This window comes from Streptomyces sp. NBC_00075 (assembly GCF_045041225.1).
Classification (GTDB): Bacteria; Actinomycetota; Actinomycetes; order Streptomycetales; family Streptomycetaceae; genus Streptomyces; species Streptomyces adonidis.
The window spans coordinates 10,973,917-10,996,555 of record NZ_CP108243.1; the positions used below are offsets into that span (position 1 = coordinate 10,973,917).

Genomic DNA, 22,639 nt, shown 5'->3' on the forward strand with positions numbered 1-22,639 from the left:
AACGACATGCGGAAACGACGTGGCTACGGCTCAGGCGTCCACGCGCCGGGCGCTGAGCCAGCCGACCATCGCCGGGTCGTGGTGGTCGAAGAACAGCGTCTCCCCGGTGTCCAGGGCGGCGACGGCCGCCAGCTGGTCGTCGGTCAGCTCGAAGTCGAAGATGTCGATGTTCTCCGCCATCCGGTCGGCACGGACCGACTTGGGGATCGCGACGACCCCGCGCTGCGTCAGCCAGCGCAGTACGACCTGCGCCACGGACTTGCCGTGCTTCTCGCCGATCCCGCTCAGGACGGGGTGGGTGAAGATGTCGTTCTTGCCTTCGGCGAACCCGCCCCACGACTGGATCTGGATCCCGTGCTCGACCATGAGTTCCTGGTCGGCGGTGCGCTGGAAGAACGGGTGGGTCTCGATCTGGTTGACCGCGGGGGTGACCTCGTTGTTGAGGGTGAGGTCGAGGAGCCGGTCGGGGTAGAAGTTGGCGACACCGATCGCCCTGACGAGGCCCTGGCGGTTCAGGTCCTCCATGGCCCGCCACTGGCCGTACACGTCGCCGAAGGGCTGATGCATCAGATACAGGTCGAGGTGGTCCAGGCCGAGCTTGGTCAGGGACGTCTCGAAGGCGCGCTTGGTGTTCTCCTGCGCGGGCGCGTCCTGGACCCACAGCTTGGTGGTGACGAAGAGTTCCTCGCGCGGGATGCCGCTGCTCTTGATCGCGTGGCCGACGGCCTCCTCGTTCTGGTACGCGGCGGCCGTGTCCAGCAGCCGGTAGCCGGCGGCGAGGGCGTCGGTGACGGCCTGCTCGGTCTGCTCCGCCGGGATCTGGAAGACACCGAAGCCGAGAACGGGCATCTCCACGCCGTTGTTGAGGGTGACGGTCTGCATGGGGGGTTCCTTACGTGTCGCGGGTTCTTCGAGCATCCCGCCGATCCGGCCCAGGTGGCAGGCCGAGCTGTGCCAGGGAGTGACGTTCAGGGGTGTGACAGAACCCCCCACATGGCTGCCATGCAGGTCAGCGCGGTGTGACACTGGTGATATGGCATCCGAGCAGAGCACCGGCAGGAGCGCCGACATGGAACTGGGCCGGTTCCTGCGTGCGCGTCGCACCCAGACCAGCCCCGGCCAGGTCGGCCTCACCGTGGGCACCGGCCTGCGCCGCACCCCCGGTCTGCGCCGCGAGGAACTGGCCACGCTCTCCGGGATCAGCATCGACTACTACGTCCGGCTGGAACGCGGCAAGGAGACCCGCCCCAGCCCCTCCGTGCTCGACGCCCTCGCCCGTGCCCTGCGCCTCGACGACGCCGAGCACCAGCACCTGCGGGACCTCGCCGCCCGCGCGGCCCGGTACGCCCCCGAACCGGCGCCGCCGCCCAGCCGCACCGTGGGCCCGCACCTGAAACTGGTCCTGGAGTCGCTGCGGCCCAACCCGGCCTACATCGTCAGCCGCAGCATGGACCTGCTCGCCTGGAACCCCGGCGGCCTCGCCCTGTACGCGGGCATCGCCGACTGGCCCGCCACCCAGCGCAACCTCGCCCGCTACCTCTTCCTCCACCCCACCGCGCCCGCCCTCTTCCCCGACTGGGACAACCAGGTCCGCGGCTGCGTCGCCCGGCTCCGCGCCCAGGCCGGCACCGACCCGGACGCCCCCGACCTCACCAGCCTGGTGGGCGAACTCGTCCTCAAGAGCCCCGACTTCGCCAAGCTGTGGGACCGTTACGACGTCGTCGGCCGCAAGAGGAAGCAGAAGAAGTTCCACCACCCCCAGGTCGGCACCCTCACCCTCAGCGGCCAGAGCATGCACCTCGAAGACACCCCCGGCCAGCGCCTCGGCGTCTACACCGCCGAGCCGGGCACCCCCGACCACGACGCCATGCTGCTGCTCGACATGACAGCACCGCAGCCTGCCGGGCGGCCCGAGAACCGGGGCGCCCGGTCCTAGCCGCACAGCAGCCCGGCGCCCGCCAAGTCGCCGCCGGCAGCGGGGACTTCGGCCGCTCCGAGGCTCGCCGCGGCCTCCTGGCGCTCGGGTGCCGGTACAGCTTCCGCAGCCGCAGGGACGGCGGCCCCCGGGCGCGCAGGGCCGCGCCGATACGGACCGCGAGCAGGGAATTGCCGCCCAGCTGCAAAGAGTCGTCGCGCGGGCGGGCCGGGACGCCCAGCACCTCGCTCCAGATCTCCGTCAGGCCGGCGGCCGGACCTCCGTCGGGGGCGGTCACCTCATCGACGCCATCACCGAACCCCGAACCGCCTCACCCCAGGCCCGGGTCCACATGGAACTTCGGCCCCGGACCCGCGCCCGCCGGACGCTCACCCGCGAGGATCGCCCCGACCTGATCCAGACCCACCGTCGCGGCGACCAGCGGCCTCGGATCGACCGAACCCTCGGCGTACGCGCGGATGGTTGCGTCGAGACCGGGGGAGGCGGACAGGACACCGACCGCGGTCACGTCCTTGAGGACGAGCGTGCGCGTGTCGATGCGGCTCGGTGTGCCGGACAGACCGATGTAGACGACATGGCCCGCCGGTTCGACCGACTGAAGGGCCAGGTCGGGGAGATGGGCCGCATTGGAGGCGTCCACGACGGCGTCGTACGGCAGATCCGGGACGGAGTCCTCCCGCCAGGCGTGCTCGAAGCCCAGCTCGCGGGCGAAGGCCAGCGAGGCGTCCGTCGCGCCCATCAGGTGGACCTCCGCCCCGGCGGCACGGGCGAACATCGCGACCAGCAGACCGATCGTCCCCGGACCCAGCACCAACGCCCGGTCGCCTGGGCGTAGTTCGGCAGCCCGGGTGGCGCGAAGGGCGTTGCCCCCGGGCTCGACCAGCGCGCCCAGCACCGAGTCGACGGAATCGGGCAGGACGTGCAACGAGGAGACGGGCACCGCGAGTTGCTCGGCCAACGCACCGGCCCGCCCACCACGGATGCCGACCTCCTGCCGTTTCTCGCACACATGCTGAGCGCCCCGCCGACAGCGTCGGCAGACACCGCAGCCGAGCATGGTGTCGCCCATGACCCGGCGGCCGATCCACCCGGGGTCGACACCGTCACCGACCGCCGCCACCCGCCCCGACCACTCGTGGCCGAGGCGCATCGGATAGGAGGAGTGGCCCTGGTGGAGGTAGGCCATCGCCCCGGTGTGGAACTCCATGTCGGTACCGCACACGCCGACCCGCTCGACGTCGACGACGACCTCCCCGGGGACCGCCACCGGGGCGGGGACCTCCTGGACCTCGTACTTCCCAGGAGCCGTCAGGACGAACGCGCGTATGTGACGACGGGCGTTCACCGGGGGCCGAGCACGCGCTGGCGCTGGCTGCCGAGGCCGGTGATGCCGAGTTCCATGACGTCGTCCGCCCGGAGATACACGGGCGGCTTGAGGCCCATGCCGACACCGGGCGGGGTACCGGTGTTGATCAGGTCGCCAGGTTCCAGGACGAGGAACTGGCTCAGGTAGTGCACGATGAAGTACGGGTCGAAGATCATGGTCTTCGTGTTGCCGCTCTGACGGCGGACATCGTTGACGTCGAGCCACATGTCGAGCGCGAGGACGTCGTCGATCTCGTCGGTGGTGGCCAGCCAGGGGCCCGCCGGGTTGAAGGTCTCGGCGGACTTGCCCTTCGCCCACTGCCCGCCCCGCTCCAACTGGAAGGCGCGCTCGCTCACGTCGTTGACGACCACGAACCCGGCGATGGCGTCCCGCGCTTCCTCGACCGAGTCGAGATAGCTGGTGCGGTGGCCGATCACGATGCCCAGCTCCACCTCCCAGTCCGTCTTGGCGGACCCGCGCGGAATGCGTACGTCGTCGTTCGGGCCGACGAGGGTGTTGGGCGACTTGGTGAACAGGATCGGCTCGTCCGGCACCGCCATTCCGCTCTCGGCCGCGTGGTCACGGTAGTTGAGCCCGATGCACAGGATCTGGTGCGGACGGGCGATCGGGGCGCCGATCCGCTCCCCGGCGAACCGGGACACCTGCCCGGCGGCCGTCCGCTCGGCCACGACGGGACGGACACGGTCGAGGCCGCCCGACCCGAAGAACGCCTCGTCGAAGTCGGTGACGATGTCGGAGAGGTCGACGTACGTCTCGTCGTCGACGCGGGCGACGGGCTTCTCGGCGCCCGTGGCACCGATGCGCATGAGGTACATGGGGTCAGTCTCCAGTTCGACCGGTAGGGCGGTGTGGACGGGGGTTCTGCTGGTGGCTCATCGGTGTGGCTCGCCCAGGGGGCCGAGCAACTCCCGGATTTCGTCGACCGCTTCGACCAGAGCGCTCAGCGGCGTCCGGTACGTGAGCGCGCTGACGCTCACCGCGCCGGAAGGAGTCGTCGGTGAGGTCGCGTACACGGGCAGGGCGAGGCAGTTGACGCCCGCCTCGTTCTCCTGGTCGTCCACGGCGTACCCCAGGTCGCGGGTGGCACGCAGGTCCTCGTACAGGTCGGCCGCCGTGCACCGCGTCCGAGGCGTGTGGCGGACCAGGGGCGTCCCGCCGATCCATGCCTCGACGTCTGCCACCGTCGTCAACCGGTGGGCGAGCAGCGCCTTTCCGACGGCGGTGGCGTGGGCGGGGTTCCGGCCGCCCACCGTCGACGTGAGCCGGACGGAACCGTCCGGCGGATCGACCTTGGCGCGGTAGACGACCTCGCGGCCGTCGAGGACCGCGTAGTGCGCCGTCTCGCCGAACCGGTCGGCCAGCGCGTCGAGCACGGGACGCATCCGGACATGCTCGGGGCGATCCTCGTGGTGGGCGAAGGCCATGCGCAGGAACTCGTCACCCAGGACGTAGCGACCGCGGGCGCCCTGGTCGGCCAGTCCGGCCCGGCGCAGGGCTCCCAGCGCCCGGTGCACGGTCGGCTTGGGGCTGCCGACCACCCGGGTCAGCTCCTCCAGACCCACGCCGTCGGGATACCGAGCCAGTTCCTTGAGGACGGCGAGCACCCGGTCCGACCCCACGAGCCGCGCGGCGTCACCGTCGCCACCGGCGACTTCCTCGGTCACGGGGGCTGACGGGCCGTCGTGCATCTGCCTATGCTCCATGAGGTTCCGAAGAGTAGACCACTGTACCAATTATTGGAAAGGGTCGACGGTGAAGCTTCGCAGCGCACAGTGGTACGAGGGGCAGGGCCGCAACGCCTACATCCACCGGGCCTGGATGCGCCGGGGCGCACCGGACGACGCCTTCACCGGCCGGCCGCAGATCGCCATCGCCAACACCGCCTCCGACCTCACCCCCTGCAACGCGCATCTGAACGAGGTGGCCGCCTCCGTCCGCAACGGTGTGTACGAGGCCGGGGGCATCCCCCTCGACCTGCCCGTGGTGTCCCTCGGCGAGACACAAGTGCGGCCCACCGCCATGCTCTGGCGGAACATGGCCGCGATGGCCACGGAGGAGATGCTGCGGGCCAACCCGATCGACGGCGTCGTCCTGCTGGGCGGCTGCGACAAGACGATCCCCTCCCTGCTGATGGCCGCCGCCTCGGTGGACCTCCCTGCGGTGGTCGTTCCCGGTGGGCCCATGCTGACCGGGACCTTCCGCGGTACGCCGCTGGGCTGCGGGACCGACGTGTGGCGGCTGTCGGAGGAGGTACGGGCCGGCACGCTCTCCCAGGAGCAGTTCACCCGCTCCGAGTCGTCGATGATCCGCAGCCGTGGGCACTGCAACACCATGGGCACCGCCTCGACGATGGCCCTGGTGGCCGAGGCGCTGGGCACGGTCGTGCCCGGGGTGGCCGGTACCCCGGCGCCCGACAGCCGACTGCTGGAAGCCGCCCACGGCACGGGCAGGCTGGCGGTGGACATGGTCGCCGCCGACCGTCGTCCGGGCACCTTCCTGACCAAGGCGTCCTTCCACAACGCCATCGTCGCCCTGGCCGCCATCGGCGGATCGACCAACGCCGTCGTGCACCTGCTGGCCATCGCCGGACGCCTCGGCATCGGCCTGTCGCTGGACGACTTCGACCGGATCGGCTCCCGCGTCCCCGTCCTGGTGGACCTCCAGCCCGCCGGCCGCTTCCTCATGGAGGACTTCCACCGCGCCGGAGGCCTGTCCGCCGTCCTGCGCGAGGTCCGTGACCTGCTCGATCCCGACGCGCTCACGGTCACCGGGGAACCGCTGGTGAGCCATCTCGACGACGCCCCCATCTGGGACGCCGAGGTCATCCGCACCCGTGAGAAACCGCTGGTCGCGGAGGGCGGTATCGCGGTCCTGCGCGGCAACCTCGCCCCCGACGGAGCGCTGATCAAGCCCGCGGCGGCCTCCGCGCATCTGCTGCGCCACCGGGGCCGGGCGGTCGTCTTCGACTCGATCGAGGACTTCCACGCCCGTATCGACGACCCGGACCTGGATGTGGACGCCGACTCGGTGCTCGTCCTGCGCGGCTGCGGGCCCAAGGGCTACCCGGGCATGCCCGAAGTCTCCAACATGCCCCTGCCCAAGAAGCTGCTCGAACAGGGCGTCCGTGACATGGTCCGGGTCTGCGACGGCCGGATGAGCGGCACCGCGTACGGCACCGTCGTCCTGCACGTGGCCCCGGAGGCGGCGGCAGGCGGCCCGCTCGCCCTCGTCCGCACCGGCGACGTCATCGACCTGGACGTCGGGGCCCGGCGCCTGGACGTCGACGTACCCGCCGAGGAACTCGCCCGCAGGACCCCGAACGAGGCCACCGTCACCGGTTTCGCCAACCCCCGGCGCGGCTGGGAACGCCTGTACGTCGACCATGTACAGCAGGCCGACACGGGCGCCGACCTGGACTTTCTCATCGGGTCCAGCGGCTCGGAGGTGAGCCGGGAGTCGCACTGACGCGAGCCCCGCGGGAGACGGCTTGTGCGGGCGCGGAAAAGTCGTCACACTGGACACCGAACGAATGGTCGGTTGGGGAGCGGGTAGCGATGACGACGACACACTCCGCCGCCTCGGACACGGGCGGCGCCGCGGAGACTGCCGAGGGGCCGCTCGGTGAGCACTTCGAGGCGACGATCGCGCGGGACCGGCGGATCGAGCCGCGCGACTGGATGCCCGAGGGCTACCGGAAGACGCTGGTCCGGCAGATCGCCCAGCACGCGCACTCGGAGATCATCGGTATGCAGCCGGAGGGCGAGTGGATCACGCGTGCGCCGTCGCTGCGCCGCAAGGCCATCCTCTTCGCGAAGGTCCAGGACGAGGCCGGCCACGGCCTGTATCTGTACTCGGCGGCGGAGACGCTCGGTGCCGACCGTGCGGACCTGACCGAGCGGCTCATCGAGGGTCGCCAGAAGTACTCGTCGATCTTCAACTATCCGACGCTGAGCTTTGCCGACGTCGGTGTGATCGGCTGGTTCGTGGACGGCGCGGCGATCTGCAACCAGGTGCCCCTGTGCCGGAGTTCGTACGGGCCGTACGCGCGCGCGATGGTGCGCATCTGCAAGGAGGAGTCGTTTCATCAGCGGCAGGGTTACGAGCTGTTGCTGACGATGATGCGCGGTACGGCGGAACAGCGCGCGATGGTCCAGGACGCCGTGGACCGCTGGTGGTGGCCCTCCCTGATGATGTTCGGCCCGCCGGACGACGCCTCGCCCAACTCCGCGCAGTCCATGGCCTGGAAGATCAAGCGGCACACCAACGACGAGCTGCGCCGGCGCTTCGTCGACATGACCGTCCCGCAGGCCGACAAACTCGGCGTGACCCTGCCCGACCCGGAACTGCGCTGGAACGAGGAGCGCGAACACCACGACTTCGGCACCCCCGACTGGGACGAGCTGATGCGCGTCATCAAGGGCGGCGGCCCCTGCAACACGGAACGGGTCGCCCGGCGCCGGACCGCACACGAGGAGGGCGCCTGGGTCCGCGAGGCGGCCACCGCACACGCCGCCAAGCAGCGCGCGCGGGCCGCGAAGGAGGCAGTGGCATGAGCGACGGGACGTCTTCGAACTCTTCGCACTCTTCGAACGAGTGGCCGCTGTACGAGGTGTTCGTACGCGGCAAGCGTGGCCTGAACCATGTCCACGTGGGCTCGCTGCACGCGGCCGACGACCGGATGGCACTCACCCACGCGCGGGACCTGTACACGCGGCGCAACGAAGGCGTGAGCATCTGGGTGGTGCGCTCCGAGCACATCGCCGCCTCCTCGCGCGACGAGAAGGACCCCTTCTTCGCGCCGAGCGCCGACAAGGTCTACCGCCACCCGACCTTCTACGACATCCCCGACGACGTCCCGCACATCTGAAGGAGAGGGCATGAGCGACGACCACGTCTACCTGACCCTCGCGGAGGGGCACGACGACGACACCCGCTGGGCCTACGGCACCGGCTTCGAGGACCCCCTGCACGGGGTCGACACCACCGTGCCCGAGGGCGTCGACCCCGGCGAACTGGCCGCCCTCTGCCTGACGTTGGCCGACGATGCCCTGGTCTCGGCCCAGCGACTCGGCGAGTGGGTCACCCGCGCCCCCGAGCTGGAGGAGGAGGTGGCCCTGGCCAACATCGGCCTCGACCTCCTCGGCCAGGCCCGTCTGCTCTACGCGCGCGTGGGCCAGGTCGACGGCACCGGCCGCGGCGAGGACGCCTACGCCTACTTCCGGGACGCCGGCGAGTTCCGCAACGTACGCCTGGCCGAACTCCCGGGCGGGGACTTCGCGTTCTCGATCGTGCGGCTGCTGGTGCTCTCCAGCTGGCGGCTCGCGCACTTCGAGCGGCTGGCGTCGCACCCCGACCCCGTGCTGGCTGCCATCGCGGCGAAGGGCGCGAAGGAGCTGGCCTACCACCGGCAGTACGCCGCCGAGTGGGCGGTGCGCCTGGGGGACGGCACGGAGGAGTCGCATCGGCGGATGCGCCGGGCTCAGGACCAGGTCGCCCCGTACCTGGGTGAGTTGTTCACGGCGTACGACGTACGGGACGAGGTCGTCGCCGTCCTGCGTCAGGTCACCGACGCCGCCGGACTGCCCATGCCGGTGTACCGGCCGCTGCCCGGATCAGGCCGCGGCGGCGAGCACACCGAGCATCTCGCCCCGCTGCTGGCCGAGTTGCAGAGCGTGGCCCGCGCCCATCCGGAGGCGACATGGTGACCACCGTGCTCGATGCCCGGTACGCCCGGCGGATCGCCGCCCGGGTGCCGGACCCCGAGCTGCCCATGCTCACCCTGGCCGACCTGGGCGTTCTGCGGGGCGTCGAGCTGGCCGAGGACGGCACGGTCGTCGCGAGCCTGACTCCGACCTACTCCGGCTGCCCGGCGATGGCGGAGATGCGGGCGGACGTCGCGGCGCGGTTGACCGACGCCGGGTACGCGCGCGTGGAGATCCGTACCGTCCTCGATCCGCCCTGGACCAGCGACTGGATCACCCCGGCGGGCCGCCGCAAGCTAGCCGAGCACGGCATCGCCCCGCCCGGCGCCGCACCCCACGGCCCGGTCGCCCTCTCGCTGCTGCCCACCCGCCGCATCGTGCCCTGCCCCCGCTGCGGTTCGGCGGACACGGAGGAGACCTCCCGGTTCGCCGCCACGTCCTGCAAGGCCCTGTGGCGCTGCCGCGCCTGCCGCGAGCCGTTCGAGTACGTCAAGGAGATCTGATGGCCGCGACCGTCTCCCCGATCACCCTCCCGGCGGCAACAGCCCGTCGCCGCCCGGTCTTTCACGCCCTGAAGGTCACCGACGTACGACGGCTGTGCGCGGACGCCGCCACCGTCGGCTTCGAGGTGCCGGACGGTCTGGCCGCCGAGTACGCCTTCGCGCCCGGGCAGTCGCTCACCCTGCGGCGGGAGTTCGAGGGGCGCGAGGAGCGGCGGTCGTACTCGATCTGCGCCCCGGCCGGAGAACAGCCGCGCATCGGCGTACGGGTCGTGCCCGGCGGCCTGTTCTCGTCCTGGCTGGTCGACGAGGTGCGCCCCGGTGACGTGCTCGACGTGATGACCCCGACCGGCGCCTTCACCCCCGACCTGACCGCACCCGGCCGCCACGTCCTGATCGCGGCCGGCTCCGGCATCACCCCGATGATGTCGATCGCCGAGTCGGTCCTGGCCGCCGACGACCGCTCACAGGTCACCCTCCTGTACGGCAACCGGCGTACGGACACCGTGATGTTCGCCGACGAACTCGCGGACCTGAAGGACCTGTACCGTACGCGCTTCCAGCTGGGGCACGTACTGTCCCGCGAACCGCGCGAGGCCGAGCTGTTCTCCGGCCGCCTGGACGCCGAACGGCTCGCCGCGCTGCTCTCCGGCCTCGTCGACGTCCCCGGCACCGACCACTGGTGGCTGTGCGGACCGCACGGCATGGTCCGTGACGCCCAGGTGCTGCTGGGCGAGTTGGGCGTGCCCGCGGGCCGCGTCCACCAGGAGCTCTTCTACGCCGACGACCAGCCGCTTCATGAGGTCCGGCACACGGACGCGGTCGTGGAGGGCCCGGTGAGTCGGGTCACGATCACCCTCGACGGCCGCTCCACCACGACCGCGCTCTCCCGGCAGACCACCGTCCTGGACGGGGCCGCACGCACCCGCCCCGACCTGCCGTTCGCCTGCAAGGGCGGGGTCTGCGGCACCTGCCGGGCCCTGGTCACCTCGGGCGAGGCGGACATGCGCCGCAACTACGCCCTCGAACCGGCCGAGGTCGAAGCGGGCTACGTCCTGACCTGCCAGTCGTTCCCCGTCTCGGAGACCCTGACCGTCGACTACGACACCTGACCCGGAAGGGAACGACCGGGTTTGTCGGGGCCGGTTGCGGCAACCCGATCCAGGTGACCTCTACGACTACGCATACGTCTTCGCCTTCGCAAGAGGAACTCTTCCGGTTCCTGGAGGACCGGTTCGTCTGCGCCCAGGCATGCACCGAGTGCGCACGGGCGACCGCACTGCGCGCGAGCTTCGTGGACCCGGACGGATCCGCCGACGATGCCCTCGCACGCCGCAAGGGCATCCTGTGCGCGGAAGTGTGCGACGCGACCTGCCGCCTGCTCTCCGAACAGGCCCCCCAGGACGAGGCCGCGCTCCGCGTCCAGTTGGAGTGGTGCCGCACGGTCTGTCTGGAGACCGCCCAGATCCTCGACGACCACCTCGGAGCCGAGGACGCGTCGAAGGCCTGCCGCGAGTGCGCACAGGCGTGCGCGGACTTCATCCGGACGCTGGAGACGCCTGGCGCCGTGCGCGACGGTGGCGGCTGAGAGAGCCCTCATCCGGCACTCCCGCTACTCCTCGTACTCCCCGTGCGGCGCCCCGAGCCGCGACCCCACCCGTACGTTCCAGCGCCCCGCCCGGCCGCTCAACTCCGTTGCCGTCAACGGCGGAACGTCGATCCGCCAGAACGCCGACTCGGGCGCCCCCAGCACCCGTACCGTCACCGCCCGTACGACCTCCGGCTCGACGACCGCGATCGAGCGGGCCGTGACCTGGGCCGCCGTGTCGTCCAGCCAGCGCGCGACCCGGTCGCACAGCGCGCGGACCGACTCGCCGCCGTGCGGGGCCGACTGGGGGTCCGTCAGCCACTGGGCCAGCGCCTCGGGTTCCTTCTCCGTCACCTCGGTGAGGGTCGCACCGCGCCAGCGGCCCGCGTCCAGGCCGGCCGGGCCGGGGACGGACACGGAGTCGAGACCCAGTGCCTCCGCCGTCTCCCGGCAGCGCGCGGTGGGGGAGACCCAGACCCGGGAGACCGGCGGCAGCGCCCCGGCCGTCGCCCGGGCGAGCCGCAGGCCCGACTCGTCCAGGGGGCAGTCGTCGTCGAAACGCGCCTCCCGCAGGGCCGCGCTGATCGCCGGTGAGATCAACATCACTCGGCTCGTCATCCGGTCGCTCCCGCGCTGCTCATTCCCGCCCCAATGTCGTTGTCATGTACGGAACTTGAGGCAGCGTACGGCGCACCGGAGCGCCGTACGCCGTCCCATGCGCCCTTGGCCGGATGCCCGCTTCGCGGTACGTTCTCGTCGATATTGACGACGGTTCGACGGAAGCCGGTGGGAATCCGGCACGGTCGCGCCACTGTAAGCCCCGTACGCACCCTCCCCGGTGCGGTCCGGGGGCAAGTCAGACCCGTGGCTGTCGTCCTCCGCACCACCGATACGGGACGCGAGTTCCCCCAGGAGGTCCTGTCATGGCACAGTCCGCCGTTCAGCCGACCGCTGCCCCCACCGCCGTACCCGCGAAGCTGCCGATCGGGGCGATCGCCCCCTGGGCGGTCTTCTTCGGCGTACTGATGCTGGTGCTGCTCTACTTCGTCGGCGCCGAACAGGGCGCCACCTCCCTGGTCTCCGGCGAGGGCGTGCACGAATGGGTGCACGACGCCCGTCACCTGCTCGGCTTCCCCTGCCACTGACGACGACAGGGAAACGTACGAGCCGATGAACTCCACCACTGTCAGAAACCTCCTGGTCCGCGGCATGCTCGCGGGCCTAGTCGCGGGCGCGCTCGCCTGGGTCGTCGCCTACCTCCTGGCCGAGCCGCTCGTCGACGACGCCATCGCCTTCGAGGAGGCGCACGCCGCGCACGAGCACGGCGGCGAGGAACTCGTCTCCCGCGCCCTCCAGTCCACCGCGGGCCTGGGCACCGGTGTCCTCGTCTACGGCGTCGCGTTCGGCGGGATCGCCGCCCTCGCGTACTGCTTCGCGCTCGGCCGGGTCGGCCGCTTCGGGCCGCGCGCGACCGCGTTGCTCCTCGCGGGGTCCGGGCTGCTCGCCGTGTACGTCGTGCCGTTCCTCAAGTACCCCGCCAACCCGCCCGCCGTGGGCGACGCGAGCACCCTCAACCAGCGCACCGCGCTGTTCTTCCTGATGGTCGCGCTGAGCGTGCTGCTGGCCGTCGGCGCGGTGATCCTGGGCAAGCGGCTCGCCCCGAGCCTGGGCAACTGGAACGCGACCCTCGCCGCGGGCGCCTTCTTCGCCTTGGCCGTCGGACTCGCGTACGCGTTCCTGCCGTCGTTCAGCAACGAGGTCCCGGAGGGCTTCTCCGCGAGCCTGCTGTGGCAGTACCGCGTGGCCACCCTCGCCATCCAGACGACCATGTGGACCGCGTTCGGCCTGGTCTTCGGCCTGCTGGCGGAACGGCTGCTGGTGCCGAGGGCGACAGCGGCCGTCGGCGCGAGCGGCGCCGAGCCGCAGGCAACTCCGGTGGCGCACTGAGCAGTTCGCGGCTCCAGCCGTGAGGGGGTCCCGGATGTCCGGGACCCCCTCACGCGTGTGCGCACCGCCATTCCCAATTTCTGGAACACGTTCTACCGTGTGCGCCGACAGGTCCGGCCCAGGGGAGCCAGCAGGAGGCGCCGTGCATCTCGAATACACGCCCGAGCAGCAGCGACTGCGCACCGAACTGCGCGCCTACTTCGCAGAGTTGGTACCGGAGCGGGCCTACTCGCGCTTCAACGACCATGTGGCCCAGAAACGCTTCTACCGCGAAACGATCCGCCGCCTCGGCGCCGACCGCTGGCTCGGCGTCGGCTGGCCGCAGGAGTACGGGGGCCGCGGCCTGACCCCGATGGAACAGTTCATCTTCTTCGACGAGGCCGCCCAGGCGGGCGTGCCGCTGCCGCTCATGGCGCTCAACACCGTCGGCCCGACGATCATGCGGTACGGCAGCGACGAGCAGAAGACGTACTTCCTGCCGAAGATCCTGGCGGGCGAGATCGACTTCGCGATCGGCTACAGCGAGCCGGAGGCGGGCACCGACCTGGCCGCCCTGAAGACGCGCGCGGTACGGGACGGCGACGAGTACGTCGTCAACGGCCAGAAGATCTGGACGACGAACGGCGACACGGCGGACTGGGTGTGGCTCGCCGTCCGTACGGACCCGGACGCCCCGCCGCACAAGGGCATCACCATGCTCCTGATGCCGACCACCGACCCCGGCTACTCCTGCACCCTCATCCGCACGCTCGCCTCGCACGACACCACCGCCAGCTACTACGAGAACGTCCGCGTCCCCGTCGCCCACCGCGTCGGCGAGGAGAACCAGGGCTGGCGGCTGATCACCAACCAGCTCAACCACGAACGCGTCACCCTCGCCGCCCACGGCACGATGGCCATCCGCTCCCTGCACGACGTACAGCGCTGGGCGGTGGAGACCAAGCTCGCCGACGGCCGCCGCGTCATCGACCTGCCCTGGGTCCGCCGCCGCCTCGCCCAGACCCACACCAGGCTCGACGCGATGAAACTCCTCAACTGGCAGATGGTGAACGCCGTCCAGGAAGGCACCCTCACCCCGCAGGACGCCTCCGCGGTCAAGGTGTACGGCTCCGAGGCCCGCCGCGAGGCCTACGCCTGGCTCCTGGAGATCGTCGCCGCCCCGGGCGCCCTCAAGGAGGGCTCGGCCGGCGAGATCCTCCACGGCGAACTGGAACGCGGCTACCGCTCGGCGGTCATCTTCACCTTCGGGGGCGGCAACAACGAGATCCAGCGGGAGATCATCTCGTGGATCGGGCTGGGGATGCCCAGGGTGCGCCGCTGACGGCATGGGGGACGGCGCGGCGGCTGCGGGCGCGTGCAGCAGGAAGGGACCGCCGATCCATGGACAAACTCTCCTCTCCCGGCCTTGAAGTGCGGCTTCTACGGTCGGTGCTGCGGGTGGTTCACCGGCCCGCAGGAGCGAAATCCCAGGAGATGACCATGAAGACCTCTGTCTCTCGCCGCCGAGCCGCCCTGGCCGCTGTCGGCGCGATCACCGCAGTCACGCTCACCGTCGCCGGTACGGCCTCGGCCAGTCCGGAGTCCGGTGGCAGAGCGCACCAGGCCGAAAGCCAGGTGCAGCACAACAAGCGCGTCGCCGTCGCGTTCCTGGACCTGGCCTTCAACAAGAAGCAGCCCCAGGCGGCCGCGGACCGTTACGTGGGCGGCGAGTTCATCCAGCACAACCCGCTGTCCGCCGACGGCACGAAGCCGTTCGTCGCCTACGTGACGTGGCGGACCAACCTGTCCCCGGACCTGAAGTTCGACTTCAAGCGGGTGTTCGGCGAGAAGAACCTGGTGGCGGTGCACTACAAGCGGACCTACGACGCGACCGACCGCGGCGCCGCGGTGATGGACATCTTCCGGTTCGAGAAGGGCAAGATCGTCGAGCACTGGGATGTCATCCAGGACATCCCGGAGACGTCGATGAACGACAACACCATGTTCTGAGCAGCCGTTGTCCGGGGGCCGGTCACAGGCCGTACATGGTGCGGAAGAACTGGTCGATCTCGCGGCGGCTGGGCGCGGGCCGGGGCAGTGTCTCGGAGCTGGGGGCGCGCAGCCCGTCGAGCAGGACACCGACGCAGCGGTCGCCCAGGTCCACCGTCGGGCCGGCGTCGTCCGGGTCGGGCAGGCGTGGGGGGATCGAGTTGAGCATCAGGACGATGTCGTAGGCGGTCACGTCCTGGCGCAGGGCCCCCGCACGCTGGGTCCTGGCCACCAGGTCTTCCAGGGCGGTCAGGAGCCGGGTGCGGACCTCGGCCAGTTCGGGTCCCGGTTCCTTGGCCCGCCCCCGGGACACGGGGAAGAGCTGGCTGCTGCGCAGGCGCACCATGTGGCGCACCACCCGGGTGAACGCGGCCCATGTGGCGGGTTGTTCGGCCAGGGCGCGTCGCACCTCGTCCACGCTCTCCCGCATCACCTTGACGGCGACGTGTTCCACCAGGGCGGTCTTGTTCGGGAAGTGCCGGTAGATGGTGCCCATGCCCAGACCGGAACGCCGGGCGACCTCCGCGATCGACGCCTGGTAACCGAGATCGGCGAAGACCTCCTGGGCGACCTCGAGGATCTGCTCGACGTTCTGCCGGGCGTCGGCACGCAACGGACGCCCGGCAGAAGGTGTGGACGGGCTCATTCGGCTCCGATGCTGGCCATCTACGAGGCGGCCGGAAAATGGTTCTCTGCCTGGTCCCGACGACGTCGTCGGGGTTCGGATCCTACGAGTCGTCGCGGGCCTGTTCGTCGAGTGTCCGCTCCAGGTAGTCGAGGTCCTCGCGCAGCAGTGCGAGGGCGGCCCTGGGACCGGGTGTGCCGGGGGTCCTCGTGGTCGTCTGCTGCACCATGGCCAGGGCCAGTTCGGCGATCTGCTCCGCGACCTCCTCGGGGCTCTGGCCGTGCTCGCCGGTCGGGTGGTGCCACCAGGCCACCCAGTTGCACATCCCGGCGACCGCGAGTGCGGCCGTGCGGGTCTCGACCGGACGGAACTGTCCCTTGAGGACGCCCTCGTCGATCACCTGGATCAGATGGCGCAGGGTGCTGCGCTGGGCGGCCCGCTGGGTCTCGGCCACCGCCGGCGGAAGGTCCGCCTCCGAGCGCAGCAGCAACTGGAAGCGGCTCGGCTGGCTCGCCCGTTGCAGGGTGATGAGGTGGGCGATGCGGCGCAGCCGGTCGGCGGGATCGGCGTCGGAGTCCGCCGCGAGGGCTTCGATCTCCGCCGCCGGTCCTTCGGTGATCTCCTCGACGAGCTTGGCGAGCAGCTCGTCCTTGCTCTTGACGTAGTAGTAGAGGGCCGGCCGGGTGATGCCCATGGCCTCGGCGATGTCCCCCAGGTTGGTGCCGGCGAAGCCGCGCTCGGCGAACAGCCGGGACGCCTGCTCGAACATCTCGTTCTCGACGAGCTCGCGCCGGGCCGAGGGGCGACCGGCCGAAGTGCCCTTCGCCCCGCCGCTGGAGGTGGACTCGGCTGCGGTCTTTCGCGCGCTTTTCGTCATGAAGACGATCGTAGCGACGCCGGACGCGCGGGAACGGCATAAAATCTTTGCCGACAGCGAATTTTTGACCTTGAAGTAACTAGGCGAAGGCGGTCAGCATCGCGCGGTACTGCTTGCCCGCCGTCACGACATCCTCGTGGGGGACGCCGAAGTTGGTGCCGTACAGCTTGAAGGCCGGCTGTATGTCGAACTGGCACAGGCGCAGTGTGCTGTCCCAGTTGTTGAGGAGTTCGTCGGCGGTACGGCCGACCAGGCCCTCGTAGGTGTACTGGTCCTGCGTGCCGCCGATGGTGACGGCGACCATGCCCTTCTTGCCGGCCGTCCGGCTCCGTCTGCCCTCGTAGTTGAACGCCCAGCCGTGCGTCAGGACGATGTCCTGCCACTGCTGGAAGAGGGGAGTGGTGTTGTACCAGTGCATCGGGTGCTGGAAGACGATGACATCGTGCTCGGCGAGCAGGTCCCGCTCCGCGTCGCCGTCCACGGCGAAATCGGGGTACGTGGCGTAGAGATCGTGCACGGTCACATGGCCGAGGTCCTTGACACCGTCGAGCAGTGCCGCGTTGTACTTCGACCGGGACAGATCCGGATGACCTACGAGGATGAGTACTTTCGACATGCTGGGCCGACCTTTTCGTTGTTTCCGGGGGAGGGAGTCGGAGTCGGTGCCGGAGGAGTTCGTCTGTGCTGCGGTGCCGGTCACGCGGGACCGGCGTCCGGGCGGCGCGTGTTCTCTCCCTCCCTGATGACTCGTACGATCCCGGAGAAGTCCTCGTCCGCCCCCGCGCCCTGGGCGAACTCCGCGAACAACTCGGCCGCGCGCAGGCCCAGTTCGGCGTTGACCCCGCCGGCCCGGGCGGCGCTGGCGGCGAGACCCAGGTCCTTGGCCATCAGCGGGGCGGCGAATCCGGGCCGGTAGCCGTGGTTGGCCGGGCTCGTCGGCACCGGGCCGGGCACCGGGCAGTTGACGGTCAGTGCCCAGCACTGTCCGGAGGAGACCGAGGCCACGTCGTAGAGCGCTTCGTTGGACAGGCCCAGGCTCTCGCCGAGTACGAACGCCTCGCTCACCGCGATCATGGAGATGCCGACGATCATGTTGTTGCAGATCTTGGCCGCCTGCCCTGCGCCCGCGGGACCGCAGTGCACCACCTTGCGGCCCATCGCCGTCAACAGCGGCTCGGCCTGCGGGAGATCCTCTGCGCCGCCGCCCACCATGAAAGTGAGTGTGGCGTCCTCGGCACCGATCACACCCCCGGAGACCGGTGCGTCGAGGGCGCGGTGACCGGCCCGGACGGCGGCCTCGTGGGCGGCGCGCGCATCCGCCACGTCGATGGTCGAGCAGTCGATGAACAGGGTGCCGGGTGCTGCCGCCGCGAGCAGGCCCTCCTCCTGGTAGACGGACAGGACATGGCGGCCGACGGGCAGCATGGTGATCACCGCGTCGGCGCCCGCCGCGGCCTCCGGCGCCGACGCGACCACCTCGACGCCCGCCGCGGCTGCCGCAGCCCGTGCTTCGGGCGCCAGATCGAAGCCCCGTACCCGGTGGCCGGCCTTGACCAGATGAGCGGCCATCGGTCCGCCCATGTGGCCGAGACCGACGAAACCCACGTGTGCGTTCACTGGGGCGCCTCCTGGAGGAAGTCATCGAGGGTGATGGTGAGTTCCCGCTCGCCGAGCGGGGCGAAGAAACGCTCCACGGCCGCGTCCGTGACGTCGTGGAGGGAGGCCGGGGACCAGCGCGGGGCGCGGTCCTTGTCGATGATCCGGGCCCGGATGCCCTCCACCAGATCGGGAGAGGAGAGGGCCGCGCACGACACCCGGTACTCCTGCTCCAGCACACGTTCCAGCGAGTCCAGGGAACGGGCGCGGCGCAGCGCGGCCAGGGTGACCTTGAGCGCGGTGGGCGACCTGGCCAGGACGGTTTCGGCGGTGGCCTTCGCCTCCGGGTCACCGCAGTCGAGCAGCCGGTCCACGATCTCCTCGACCGAGTCCACGGCGTAGCAGTGATCGATCCACTCCCGGTGCCCGGTCAGCGCACCGGCCGGTGGTTCCGCGGAGTAGCGGGCGAGCGCCTCGGGCACGGGTGATCCGGCAAGGGCGGCGAGGAACCCCGGCACCAGGACGGACGGTACGAAGTGATCGGCGAGCCCGCACAGGACCGCATCGGCCGCACCGACCGGAGCGCCGGTCAGCGCCAGGTGCGTACCGAGTTCGCCGGGTGCGCGTGCCAGCAGACGGGTGCCTCCCACGTCGGGGGCGAGGCCGATGGCGGTCTCGGGCATGGCGACCTGCGAGCGTTCCGTGACGATCCGTACGCTCCCGTGGGCCGACACGCCGACCCCGCCGCCCATCACGATGCCGTCCATGACGGCGACATAGGGCTTGGGGAAGCGGGCGATGCGGGCGTTGAGACGGTACTCGTCGGCCCAGAAGGCGGCCGACGCCCGGCCGTCCCCGGTGCGTGCGTCGTCGTGGAAGAGGCGGATGTCGCCGCCGGCGCACAGGCCCCGCTCTCCCGCGCCGCTGATCACCACCGTCGCGACGGCCGGGTCGCGCGCCCAGGCGGCGAGCGCCGCGTCGATCGTACGGATCATGGGGTGGGTCAGGGCGTTGAGTTTTTCCGGCCTGTTGAGGGTGATACGGCCGGCGCGGCCTTCGACCCGCAGTAGTACGTCGGTCTCGTCGGCGCCACCGGTGTCCGCGAAAGGCATGATCGTTTCGCTTTCTGCCCTCCCTGCCGCTCAGTGCATGTCGGTGGGGCGGACCATGATGTCGTTCACGGTGACGCGGCGCGGCCGGGTGACGATGTACTCGATCGCGTCCGCGATGTCCTCGGGCCAGAGCTTCTCCACGTCGGCCAGCCACTGCGCGAAGTGCTCCCGGACGGCCGGCCGCTGGTGGTCGAACAACTCCGTGTCCACGGCGCCGGGTTCGACGATCGAGACCCGCACGTTGTGCGGAGCTGCCTCCTGGCGCAGGGCCTCGCTGAAGGTGTTCACGCTCATCTTGGTCGCGGCGTAGACGGCAGCGCCGCCGCGAGCCGTCCGGGCGGCGCCGGAGCTGACGTTGACCAGGTCGGCGACCCGGCGCGAACTGCTCTCCGCCGCGCTGATGAGGTGGGGGAGGGCCGCGTGCGAGACGTACAGCAGGCCCATGAGGTTCAGGGAGACCATCCGCTCCCATTCGTCCACGGGAGCCTCGTCGGCGGGGCCGGTGAGCATCACTCCCGCGCAGTTCACCACGGTGTCCAGCCGTCCGAGGTCGCTCATCGTGCGCTCCACCGCGGTGGCCGCCTGCTTGCGGTCGGTGATGTCCGCGTCCAGGACCGTCACGGTTCCTCCCGACGCGCTGATCTCGTCCGCGAGTTCCGTCAGCCGGTTCCTACGGCGTGCCACCAGTGCGACGGCCGCTCCCTGCGCGGCCAGTTGCCGGGCCGCGGCGCGGCCGATGCCGCTGCTAGCGCCGGTGACCATCGCTACGGTGCCGTCCAGTTGCTCAGCCATGTGTTCGGTACTTCCTTCCGGGAAACGCGGGTCGAGGAATCTGCCGAAGAGGGGGGCGGCGTACCGGCCGGGCCTCGCAGGGCCCGGCCGGTACGCCATGGATCACCCGGCGTCGGCCGGAGTGATGTTCTTGTTGAAGCGGAGCAGGTTGCGGGGATCCCACTCCGTCTTGACCTCGGTCAGCCGACGGAACTTCTCCGGGCTGCCGTGGACACCGCGTCGCCACTCCTCGCCCTGGTCGTGAGTGAGGTTGGTGTAGCCGTTCGCCAGCGCGTGCGGGCGGACCGCCGCGAGTGTGGCCTCGGCCCACTCCTCGTACTGCGCGTCGTGCTCCGGCGTCTGCCACATGTTGACGGCCTCCCACAGGAACGCGGCGCCCTCACGGGAGAAGGCGACGGCGTCCTCGTCGACGTCCTCGGAGATCGCGCCGCCCAGACACCACACGTTGAACGTGGTGCTCGCGGTGGGGTGGCGCGGTACGACGGCGGCACGCTCCAGCAGGACGTCGATGACCTCGCCGGTGAGCGCCGGCAGGTACCCGCCGCGCAGGGTCATCCGCACGCCGTAGGGGGCGATGGCGTCGAGCATCGAGTTGGCCTGGAGCCACGGCATCCGCCCGACCAGATTGGCCACGGGGTGGCCGAGGGCGGCGAGGGGCTCGATCACCTTGTCCGCCGTTTCCGGGTCCCCGCTGTACACCGGCATGAGGACCAGCACCGGCTGTCCGTGCGCCTCCTCGGGCAGGGCCGGCAGCGGGGGCGCGTCGGTGATCGCGATCAGCAGACCCAGCTCACGAGGAGCGTCCGCCATGTGGCCGGGGATCTTCGCGAGGATCGAGGCGGCCTGGTCCCCGGGGAAGATGATCTGTCCGCTGACGACGTCCGGGCCCAGCGGGTGGGCCTGGAACTCGAACGAGGTGACGATCCCGAAGTTGCCGCCACCACCGCGCAGCGCCCAGAACAGCTCGGGGTTCTCCTTCTCGTCCGCGCGGACCTTGCGGCCGTCGACGGTGACCATCTCGCAGGCCAGCAGATTGTCGACGGTCGCTCCGAAGCGGCGCATGAGGTGCCCGATGCCACCTCCGAGAGTGAGTCCGGCGACGCCCGTGCTGGTGACCGTCCCGGCCGGCACCACGAGACCGTGCTCCTGCGTGGCGGCGTCCAGTTCCCCGAGCAGTACGCCGGGCTGCGCCCGCACGACACGCGTCTCGGGATCGACGCTGACCGCGCGCATGGCCGACAGGTCGACGACCAGGGCACCGCCGGGCATCGCCAGGCCGTCCGACATGTGGCCGCCACCTCGTACGGCGATCGGGATGTCCCCCGCCGACGCGTACCGCAGGACGGTGACGACGTCGTCCTCGTCCGTGCACCGTGCGATGAGCGCGGGTCCGGAGTCGGCGGCACGGCCGTTGTACACGGCCCTGGCCTCGTCGTAGCCGTCGTCACCGGGGCGGAAGACGGCGCCACGGAAGTCGGCGGGGAAGTCGAGGTGCTGGTTCGAGGTAGGGGCCGTGGTCATGGATGCCTCCAGGCTGGATCGCTTCGAGCTAAACGGAAATTCAATTTCCGGTTACGGGGCGAGGCTAACGCAGTCATGGACGGTGTTCGTCTCGGGCCCCGGGTCCTCCGCGCCCCCGGGCCTGGTGGTCCGGGAGTGCTCGCCGTCACCCCGCATGTCGATGGCGTCAATTATCTAACTGTCGTGTCGAGAGGCGTCAAGGTGGCGGGGACCGCGAATTTGACGACGCGTTGACGCCGAGTTCGCGCGCGAGTTCAGGGCAGCGGCATCAGGCGTCCCCGTACGCCGCCCTCCGTCGGCATCCGGGATCGCTGTTCCGGCCTCGTACGATCAGGTCATGAGTGAGTCCGGACTGCGTGCGGATGCCGAGCGGAACCGGCAACTGATCCTGGCCGCCGCACGGGAGCTCTTCGCGAGCGAGGGTGTCGGCGTCTCGATGCGGCAGATCGCGCTGCGGGCCGGGGTCGGCGAACCCACCCTGCGCCGACGGTTCCCGTCGAAGGGCGCGCTGCTGGCGGAGACCTTCCAGGACCGGGCCACGGCGTACGCCGACCTCGCCGAGCAGGCGTTGGACGACCCCGATCCCTGGCACGGGTTCGTGGTGTTCGTCGAACAGGTCGCCGGTATGCAGCTCGCCGACCGCGGCTTCACCGAGGTGCTCACCATGAGCTTCCCCGAGTCCATCAGGTTCGCGAAGGAACGACGGCGCGCCTATACGGCGTTCCAGCAGGTCATCGCCCGTGCGCAGGCGGCGGGCCGGCTGCGTGAGGACTTCGTCCCCGAGGATCTGATCATGCTGCTCCTCGCCCACGCGGGCGTGGTCGCGGGCGGCGGCGGGCAGGCCGGCCGGTTCTCCGCCCGGCTCATCGCCTACCTCGTGCACGCCGTCAAGGCGACCGCGGAGGCGGAACCGCTGCCGCCCGCGCCCACGGCTACCGAGACGTACGGGGAGCTGCGTCGGCTGAGCCGTTCGGCCGGGTCCGCGAAGGACCGGCCGCGCTAAGTGGAATACATGCGCCACTTACGCG

General features: G+C 70.7%; 25 protein-coding genes, 1 pseudogene and 1 riboswitch. Of the genes and pseudogenes, 13 read left to right on the forward strand and 13 right to left on the reverse strand.

The features are described from left to right. Nucleotides 1–30: 30 nt before the first annotated feature. Nucleotides 31–882: an aldo/keto reductase gene (locus OG787_RS48170; RefSeq protein WP_369029664.1), complete on the reverse strand. Its 852-nt coding sequence runs from the start codon at nt 880–882 to the stop codon at nt 31–33. 151 nt (nt 883–1,033) lie between these two features. Here OG787_RS48170 and OG787_RS48175 point away from each other — a divergent pair, with 151 nt between their 5' ends. Further along, nucleotides 1,034–1,936 (forward strand): helix-turn-helix transcriptional regulator, encoded by a 903-nt coding sequence (locus OG787_RS48175; RefSeq protein ID WP_405539828.1) that lies wholly within the window; start codon nt 1,034–1,036, stop codon nt 1,934–1,936. A gap of 136 nt (nt 1,937–2,072) precedes the next feature. Here the strand turns inward: OG787_RS48175 and OG787_RS48180 are convergent. The 4 genes and pseudogenes from OG787_RS48180 to OG787_RS48195 all read right to left on the reverse strand — a co-directional run. Further along, nucleotides 2,073–2,213: pseudogene (locus tag OG787_RS48180) on the reverse strand (acyl carrier protein); the annotation flags it as partial. 33 nt (nt 2,214–2,246) lie between these two features. After that, on the reverse strand, nt 2,247–3,281 hold the full coding sequence (locus tag OG787_RS48185; protein ID WP_405539830.1) for a zinc-binding dehydrogenase: 1,035 nt from the start codon (nt 3,279–3,281) through the stop codon (nt 2,247–2,249). Further along, a complete protein-coding gene (locus OG787_RS48190; protein WP_369029662.1) occupies nt 3,278–4,138 on the reverse strand; it encodes a fumarylacetoacetate hydrolase family protein in 861 nt (286 codons plus the stop codon). Before OG787_RS48190 ends, OG787_RS48185 begins: the two co-directional genes overlap by 4 nt. A gap of 57 nt (nt 4,139–4,195) precedes the next feature. Then, entirely contained in the window at nt 4,196–5,026 is an 831-nt protein-coding gene (locus OG787_RS48195) for an IclR family transcriptional regulator (protein WP_369029661.1), read from the reverse strand. 49 nt (nt 5,027–5,075) lie between these two features. On the opposite strand from OG787_RS48195, the gene OG787_RS48200 reads away from it, so the two are divergent. From OG787_RS48200 to OG787_RS48230, 7 genes are all read left to right on the forward strand, one after another. Next, nucleotides 5,076–6,788: an IlvD/Edd family dehydratase gene (locus tag OG787_RS48200; RefSeq protein ID WP_405539832.1), complete on the forward strand. Its 1,713-nt coding sequence runs from the start codon at nt 5,076–5,078 to the stop codon at nt 6,786–6,788. Nucleotides 6,789–6,877: 89 nt separating this feature from the next. Continuing rightward, entirely contained in the window at nt 6,878–7,876 is a 999-nt protein-coding gene (gene paaA / locus OG787_RS48205) for a 1,2-phenylacetyl-CoA epoxidase subunit PaaA (RefSeq protein ID WP_405539834.1), read from the forward strand. Continuing rightward, complete coding sequence (gene paaB / locus OG787_RS48210) at nt 7,873–8,190, forward strand: 1,2-phenylacetyl-CoA epoxidase subunit PaaB (protein WP_369029658.1); 318 nt, start codon at nt 7,873–7,875, stop codon at nt 8,188–8,190. The genes paaA and paaB overlap by 4 nt, the downstream gene beginning before the upstream one ends. 10 nt (nt 8,191–8,200) lie before the next feature. Next, a complete protein-coding gene (gene paaC, locus OG787_RS48215; protein ID WP_405539836.1) occupies nt 8,201–9,028 on the forward strand; it encodes a 1,2-phenylacetyl-CoA epoxidase subunit PaaC in 828 nt (275 codons plus the stop codon). Beyond that, complete coding sequence (gene paaD, locus OG787_RS48220; protein WP_405539838.1) at nt 9,022–9,528, forward strand: 1,2-phenylacetyl-CoA epoxidase subunit PaaD; 507 nt, start codon at nt 9,022–9,024, stop codon at nt 9,526–9,528. Before paaC ends, paaD begins: the two co-directional genes overlap by 7 nt. Beyond that, on the forward strand, nt 9,528–10,637 hold the full coding sequence (gene paaE, locus OG787_RS48225; protein ID WP_369029655.1) for a 1,2-phenylacetyl-CoA epoxidase subunit PaaE: 1,110 nt from the start codon (nt 9,528–9,530) through the stop codon (nt 10,635–10,637). Before paaD ends, paaE begins: the two co-directional genes overlap by 1 nt. A 53-nt stretch (nt 10,638–10,690) precedes the next feature. Then, nucleotides 10,691–11,113, forward strand: a complete 423-nt coding sequence (locus tag OG787_RS48230; RefSeq protein ID WP_369029654.1) for a ferredoxin — start codon at nt 10,691–10,693, stop codon at nt 11,111–11,113. A gap of 24 nt (nt 11,114–11,137) precedes the next feature. On the opposite strand, the gene OG787_RS48235 is transcribed toward OG787_RS48230, so the two are convergent. Beyond that, the gene (locus tag OG787_RS48235; RefSeq protein ID WP_369029653.1) at nt 11,138–11,731 is read right to left on the reverse strand and encodes a histidine phosphatase family protein; all 594 of its coding nucleotides are present in this window, start codon (nt 11,729–11,731) and stop codon (nt 11,138–11,140) included. A 160-nt stretch (nt 11,732–11,891) separates the two neighbouring features. Next, nucleotides 11,892–11,975, forward strand: a riboswitch (cobalamin riboswitch). 61 nt (nt 11,976–12,036) lie between these two features. On the opposite strand from OG787_RS48235, the gene OG787_RS48240 reads away from it, so the two are divergent. From OG787_RS48240 to OG787_RS48255, 4 genes are all read left to right on the forward strand, one after another. After that, entirely contained in the window at nt 12,037–12,258 is a 222-nt protein-coding gene (locus OG787_RS48240) for a CbtB-domain containing protein (protein WP_369029652.1), read from the forward strand. A 25-nt stretch (nt 12,259–12,283) separates the two neighbouring features. Further along, complete coding sequence (locus OG787_RS48245; RefSeq protein WP_405539840.1) at nt 12,284–13,060, forward strand: CbtA family protein; 777 nt, start codon at nt 12,284–12,286, stop codon at nt 13,058–13,060. Between the two features lie 142 nt (nt 13,061–13,202). Continuing rightward, complete coding sequence (locus tag OG787_RS48250) at nt 13,203–14,381, forward strand: acyl-CoA dehydrogenase family protein (RefSeq protein ID WP_369029650.1); 1,179 nt, start codon at nt 13,203–13,205, stop codon at nt 14,379–14,381. Nucleotides 14,382–14,539: 158 nt separating this feature from the next. Beyond that, nucleotides 14,540–15,049, forward strand: a complete 510-nt coding sequence (locus OG787_RS48255; protein ID WP_369029649.1) for a nuclear transport factor 2 family protein — start codon at nt 14,540–14,542, stop codon at nt 15,047–15,049. A gap of 22 nt (nt 15,050–15,071) precedes the next feature. Here OG787_RS48255 and OG787_RS48260 read toward each other — a convergent pair whose 3' ends face one another. The 7 genes from OG787_RS48260 to OG787_RS48290 all read right to left on the reverse strand — a co-directional run bounded on the left by OG787_RS48260 (nt 15,072) and on the right by OG787_RS48290 (nt 21,611). Then, nucleotides 15,072–15,734, reverse strand: coding sequence for a TetR/AcrR family transcriptional regulator (locus tag OG787_RS48260; RefSeq protein WP_369029648.1), 663 nt, complete (start codon nt 15,732–15,734; stop codon nt 15,072–15,074). A gap of 82 nt (nt 15,735–15,816) precedes the next feature. Next, nucleotides 15,817–16,590, reverse strand: coding sequence for a TetR/AcrR family transcriptional regulator (locus OG787_RS48265; protein WP_369029647.1), 774 nt, complete (start codon nt 16,588–16,590; stop codon nt 15,817–15,819). A 79-nt stretch (nt 16,591–16,669) separates the two neighbouring features. Further along, a complete protein-coding gene (locus OG787_RS48270) occupies nt 16,670–17,206 on the reverse strand; it encodes an NAD(P)H-dependent oxidoreductase (RefSeq protein WP_405539842.1) in 537 nt (178 codons plus the stop codon). An 80-nt stretch (nt 17,207–17,286) separates the two neighbouring features. Beyond that, nucleotides 17,287–18,171, reverse strand: coding sequence for a 3-hydroxyisobutyrate dehydrogenase (gene mmsB, locus OG787_RS48275; RefSeq protein WP_405540795.1), 885 nt, complete (start codon nt 18,169–18,171; stop codon nt 17,287–17,289). 32 nt (nt 18,172–18,203) lie between these two features. Then, a complete protein-coding gene (locus OG787_RS48280) occupies nt 18,204–19,298 on the reverse strand; it encodes an enoyl-CoA hydratase/isomerase family protein (RefSeq protein WP_369029644.1) in 1,095 nt (364 codons plus the stop codon). Nucleotides 19,299–19,328: 30 nt separating this feature from the next. Next, nucleotides 19,329–20,090 carry an SDR family NAD(P)-dependent oxidoreductase gene (locus OG787_RS48285; RefSeq protein WP_369029643.1) on the reverse strand — a complete coding sequence of 254 codons (762 nt, stop codon included), beginning with the start codon at nt 20,088–20,090 and terminating at the stop codon, nt 19,329–19,331. A gap of 102 nt (nt 20,091–20,192) precedes the next feature. Beyond that, the gene (locus tag OG787_RS48290) at nt 20,193–21,611 is read right to left on the reverse strand and encodes an FAD-binding oxidoreductase (RefSeq protein WP_369029642.1); all 1,419 of its coding nucleotides are present in this window, start codon (nt 21,609–21,611) and stop codon (nt 20,193–20,195) included. 337 nt (nt 21,612–21,948) lie between these two features. Between OG787_RS48290 and OG787_RS48295 the strand changes: the two genes are divergently transcribed. Beyond that, on the forward strand, nt 21,949–22,614 hold the full coding sequence (locus OG787_RS48295; protein WP_405539844.1) for a TetR/AcrR family transcriptional regulator: 666 nt from the start codon (nt 21,949–21,951) through the stop codon (nt 22,612–22,614). Nucleotides 22,615–22,639: the final 25 nt, after the last annotated feature.

Bases quoted from the DNA above. Each gene is read 5' to 3' on its own strand.
- OG787_RS48170 (WP_369029664.1), bottom strand. From the start codon at position 882: ATGCAGACCGTCACCCTCAACAACGGCGTGGAGATGCCCGTTCTCGGC.
- OG787_RS48175 (WP_405539828.1), top strand. From the start codon at position 1,034: ATGGCATCCGAGCAGAGCACCGGCAGGAGCGCCGACATGGAACTGGGC.
- OG787_RS48190 (WP_369029662.1), bottom strand. From the start codon at position 4,138: ATGTACCTCATGCGCATCGGTGCCACGGGCGCCGAGAAGCCCGTCGCC.
- OG787_RS48195 (WP_369029661.1), bottom strand. From the start codon at position 5,026: ATGGAGCATAGGCAGATGCACGACGGCCCGTCAGCCCCCGTGACCGAG.
- paaA (WP_405539834.1), top strand. From the start codon at position 6,878: ATGACGACGACACACTCCGCCGCCTCGGACACGGGCGGCGCCGCGGAG.
- paaB (WP_369029658.1), top strand. From the start codon at position 7,873: ATGAGCGACGGGACGTCTTCGAACTCTTCGCACTCTTCGAACGAGTGG.
- paaC (WP_405539836.1), top strand. From the start codon at position 8,201: ATGAGCGACGACCACGTCTACCTGACCCTCGCGGAGGGGCACGACGAC.
- paaD (WP_405539838.1), top strand. From the start codon at position 9,022: ATGGTGACCACCGTGCTCGATGCCCGGTACGCCCGGCGGATCGCCGCC.
- paaE (WP_369029655.1), top strand. From the start codon at position 9,528: ATGGCCGCGACCGTCTCCCCGATCACCCTCCCGGCGGCAACAGCCCGT.
- OG787_RS48235 (WP_369029653.1), bottom strand. From the start codon at position 11,731: ATGACGAGCCGAGTGATGTTGATCTCACCGGCGATCAGCGCGGCCCTG.
- OG787_RS48240 (WP_369029652.1), top strand. From the start codon at position 12,037: ATGGCACAGTCCGCCGTTCAGCCGACCGCTGCCCCCACCGCCGTACCC.
- OG787_RS48245 (WP_405539840.1), top strand. From the start codon at position 12,284: ATGAACTCCACCACTGTCAGAAACCTCCTGGTCCGCGGCATGCTCGCG.
- OG787_RS48255 (WP_369029649.1), top strand. From the start codon at position 14,540: ATGAAGACCTCTGTCTCTCGCCGCCGAGCCGCCCTGGCCGCTGTCGGC.
- OG787_RS48260 (WP_369029648.1), bottom strand. From the start codon at position 15,734: ATGAGCCCGTCCACACCTTCTGCCGGGCGTCCGTTGCGTGCCGACGCC.
- OG787_RS48265 (WP_369029647.1), bottom strand. From the start codon at position 16,590: ATGACGAAAAGCGCGCGAAAGACCGCAGCCGAGTCCACCTCCAGCGGC.
- OG787_RS48270 (WP_405539842.1), bottom strand. From the start codon at position 17,206: ATGTCGAAAGTACTCATCCTCGTAGGTCATCCGGATCTGTCCCGGTCG.
- mmsB (WP_405540795.1), bottom strand. From the start codon at position 18,171: ATGGGCGGACCGATGGCCGCTCATCTGGTCAAGGCCGGCCACCGGGTA.
- OG787_RS48280 (WP_369029644.1), bottom strand. From the start codon at position 19,298: ATGCCTTTCGCGGACACCGGTGGCGCCGACGAGACCGACGTACTACTG.
- OG787_RS48285 (WP_369029643.1), bottom strand. From the start codon at position 20,090: ATGGCTGAGCAACTGGACGGCACCGTAGCGATGGTCACCGGCGCTAGC.
- OG787_RS48290 (WP_369029642.1), bottom strand. From the start codon at position 21,611: ATGACCACGGCCCCTACCTCGAACCAGCACCTCGACTTCCCCGCCGAC.
- OG787_RS48295 (WP_405539844.1), top strand. From the start codon at position 21,949: ATGAGTGAGTCCGGACTGCGTGCGGATGCCGAGCGGAACCGGCAACTG.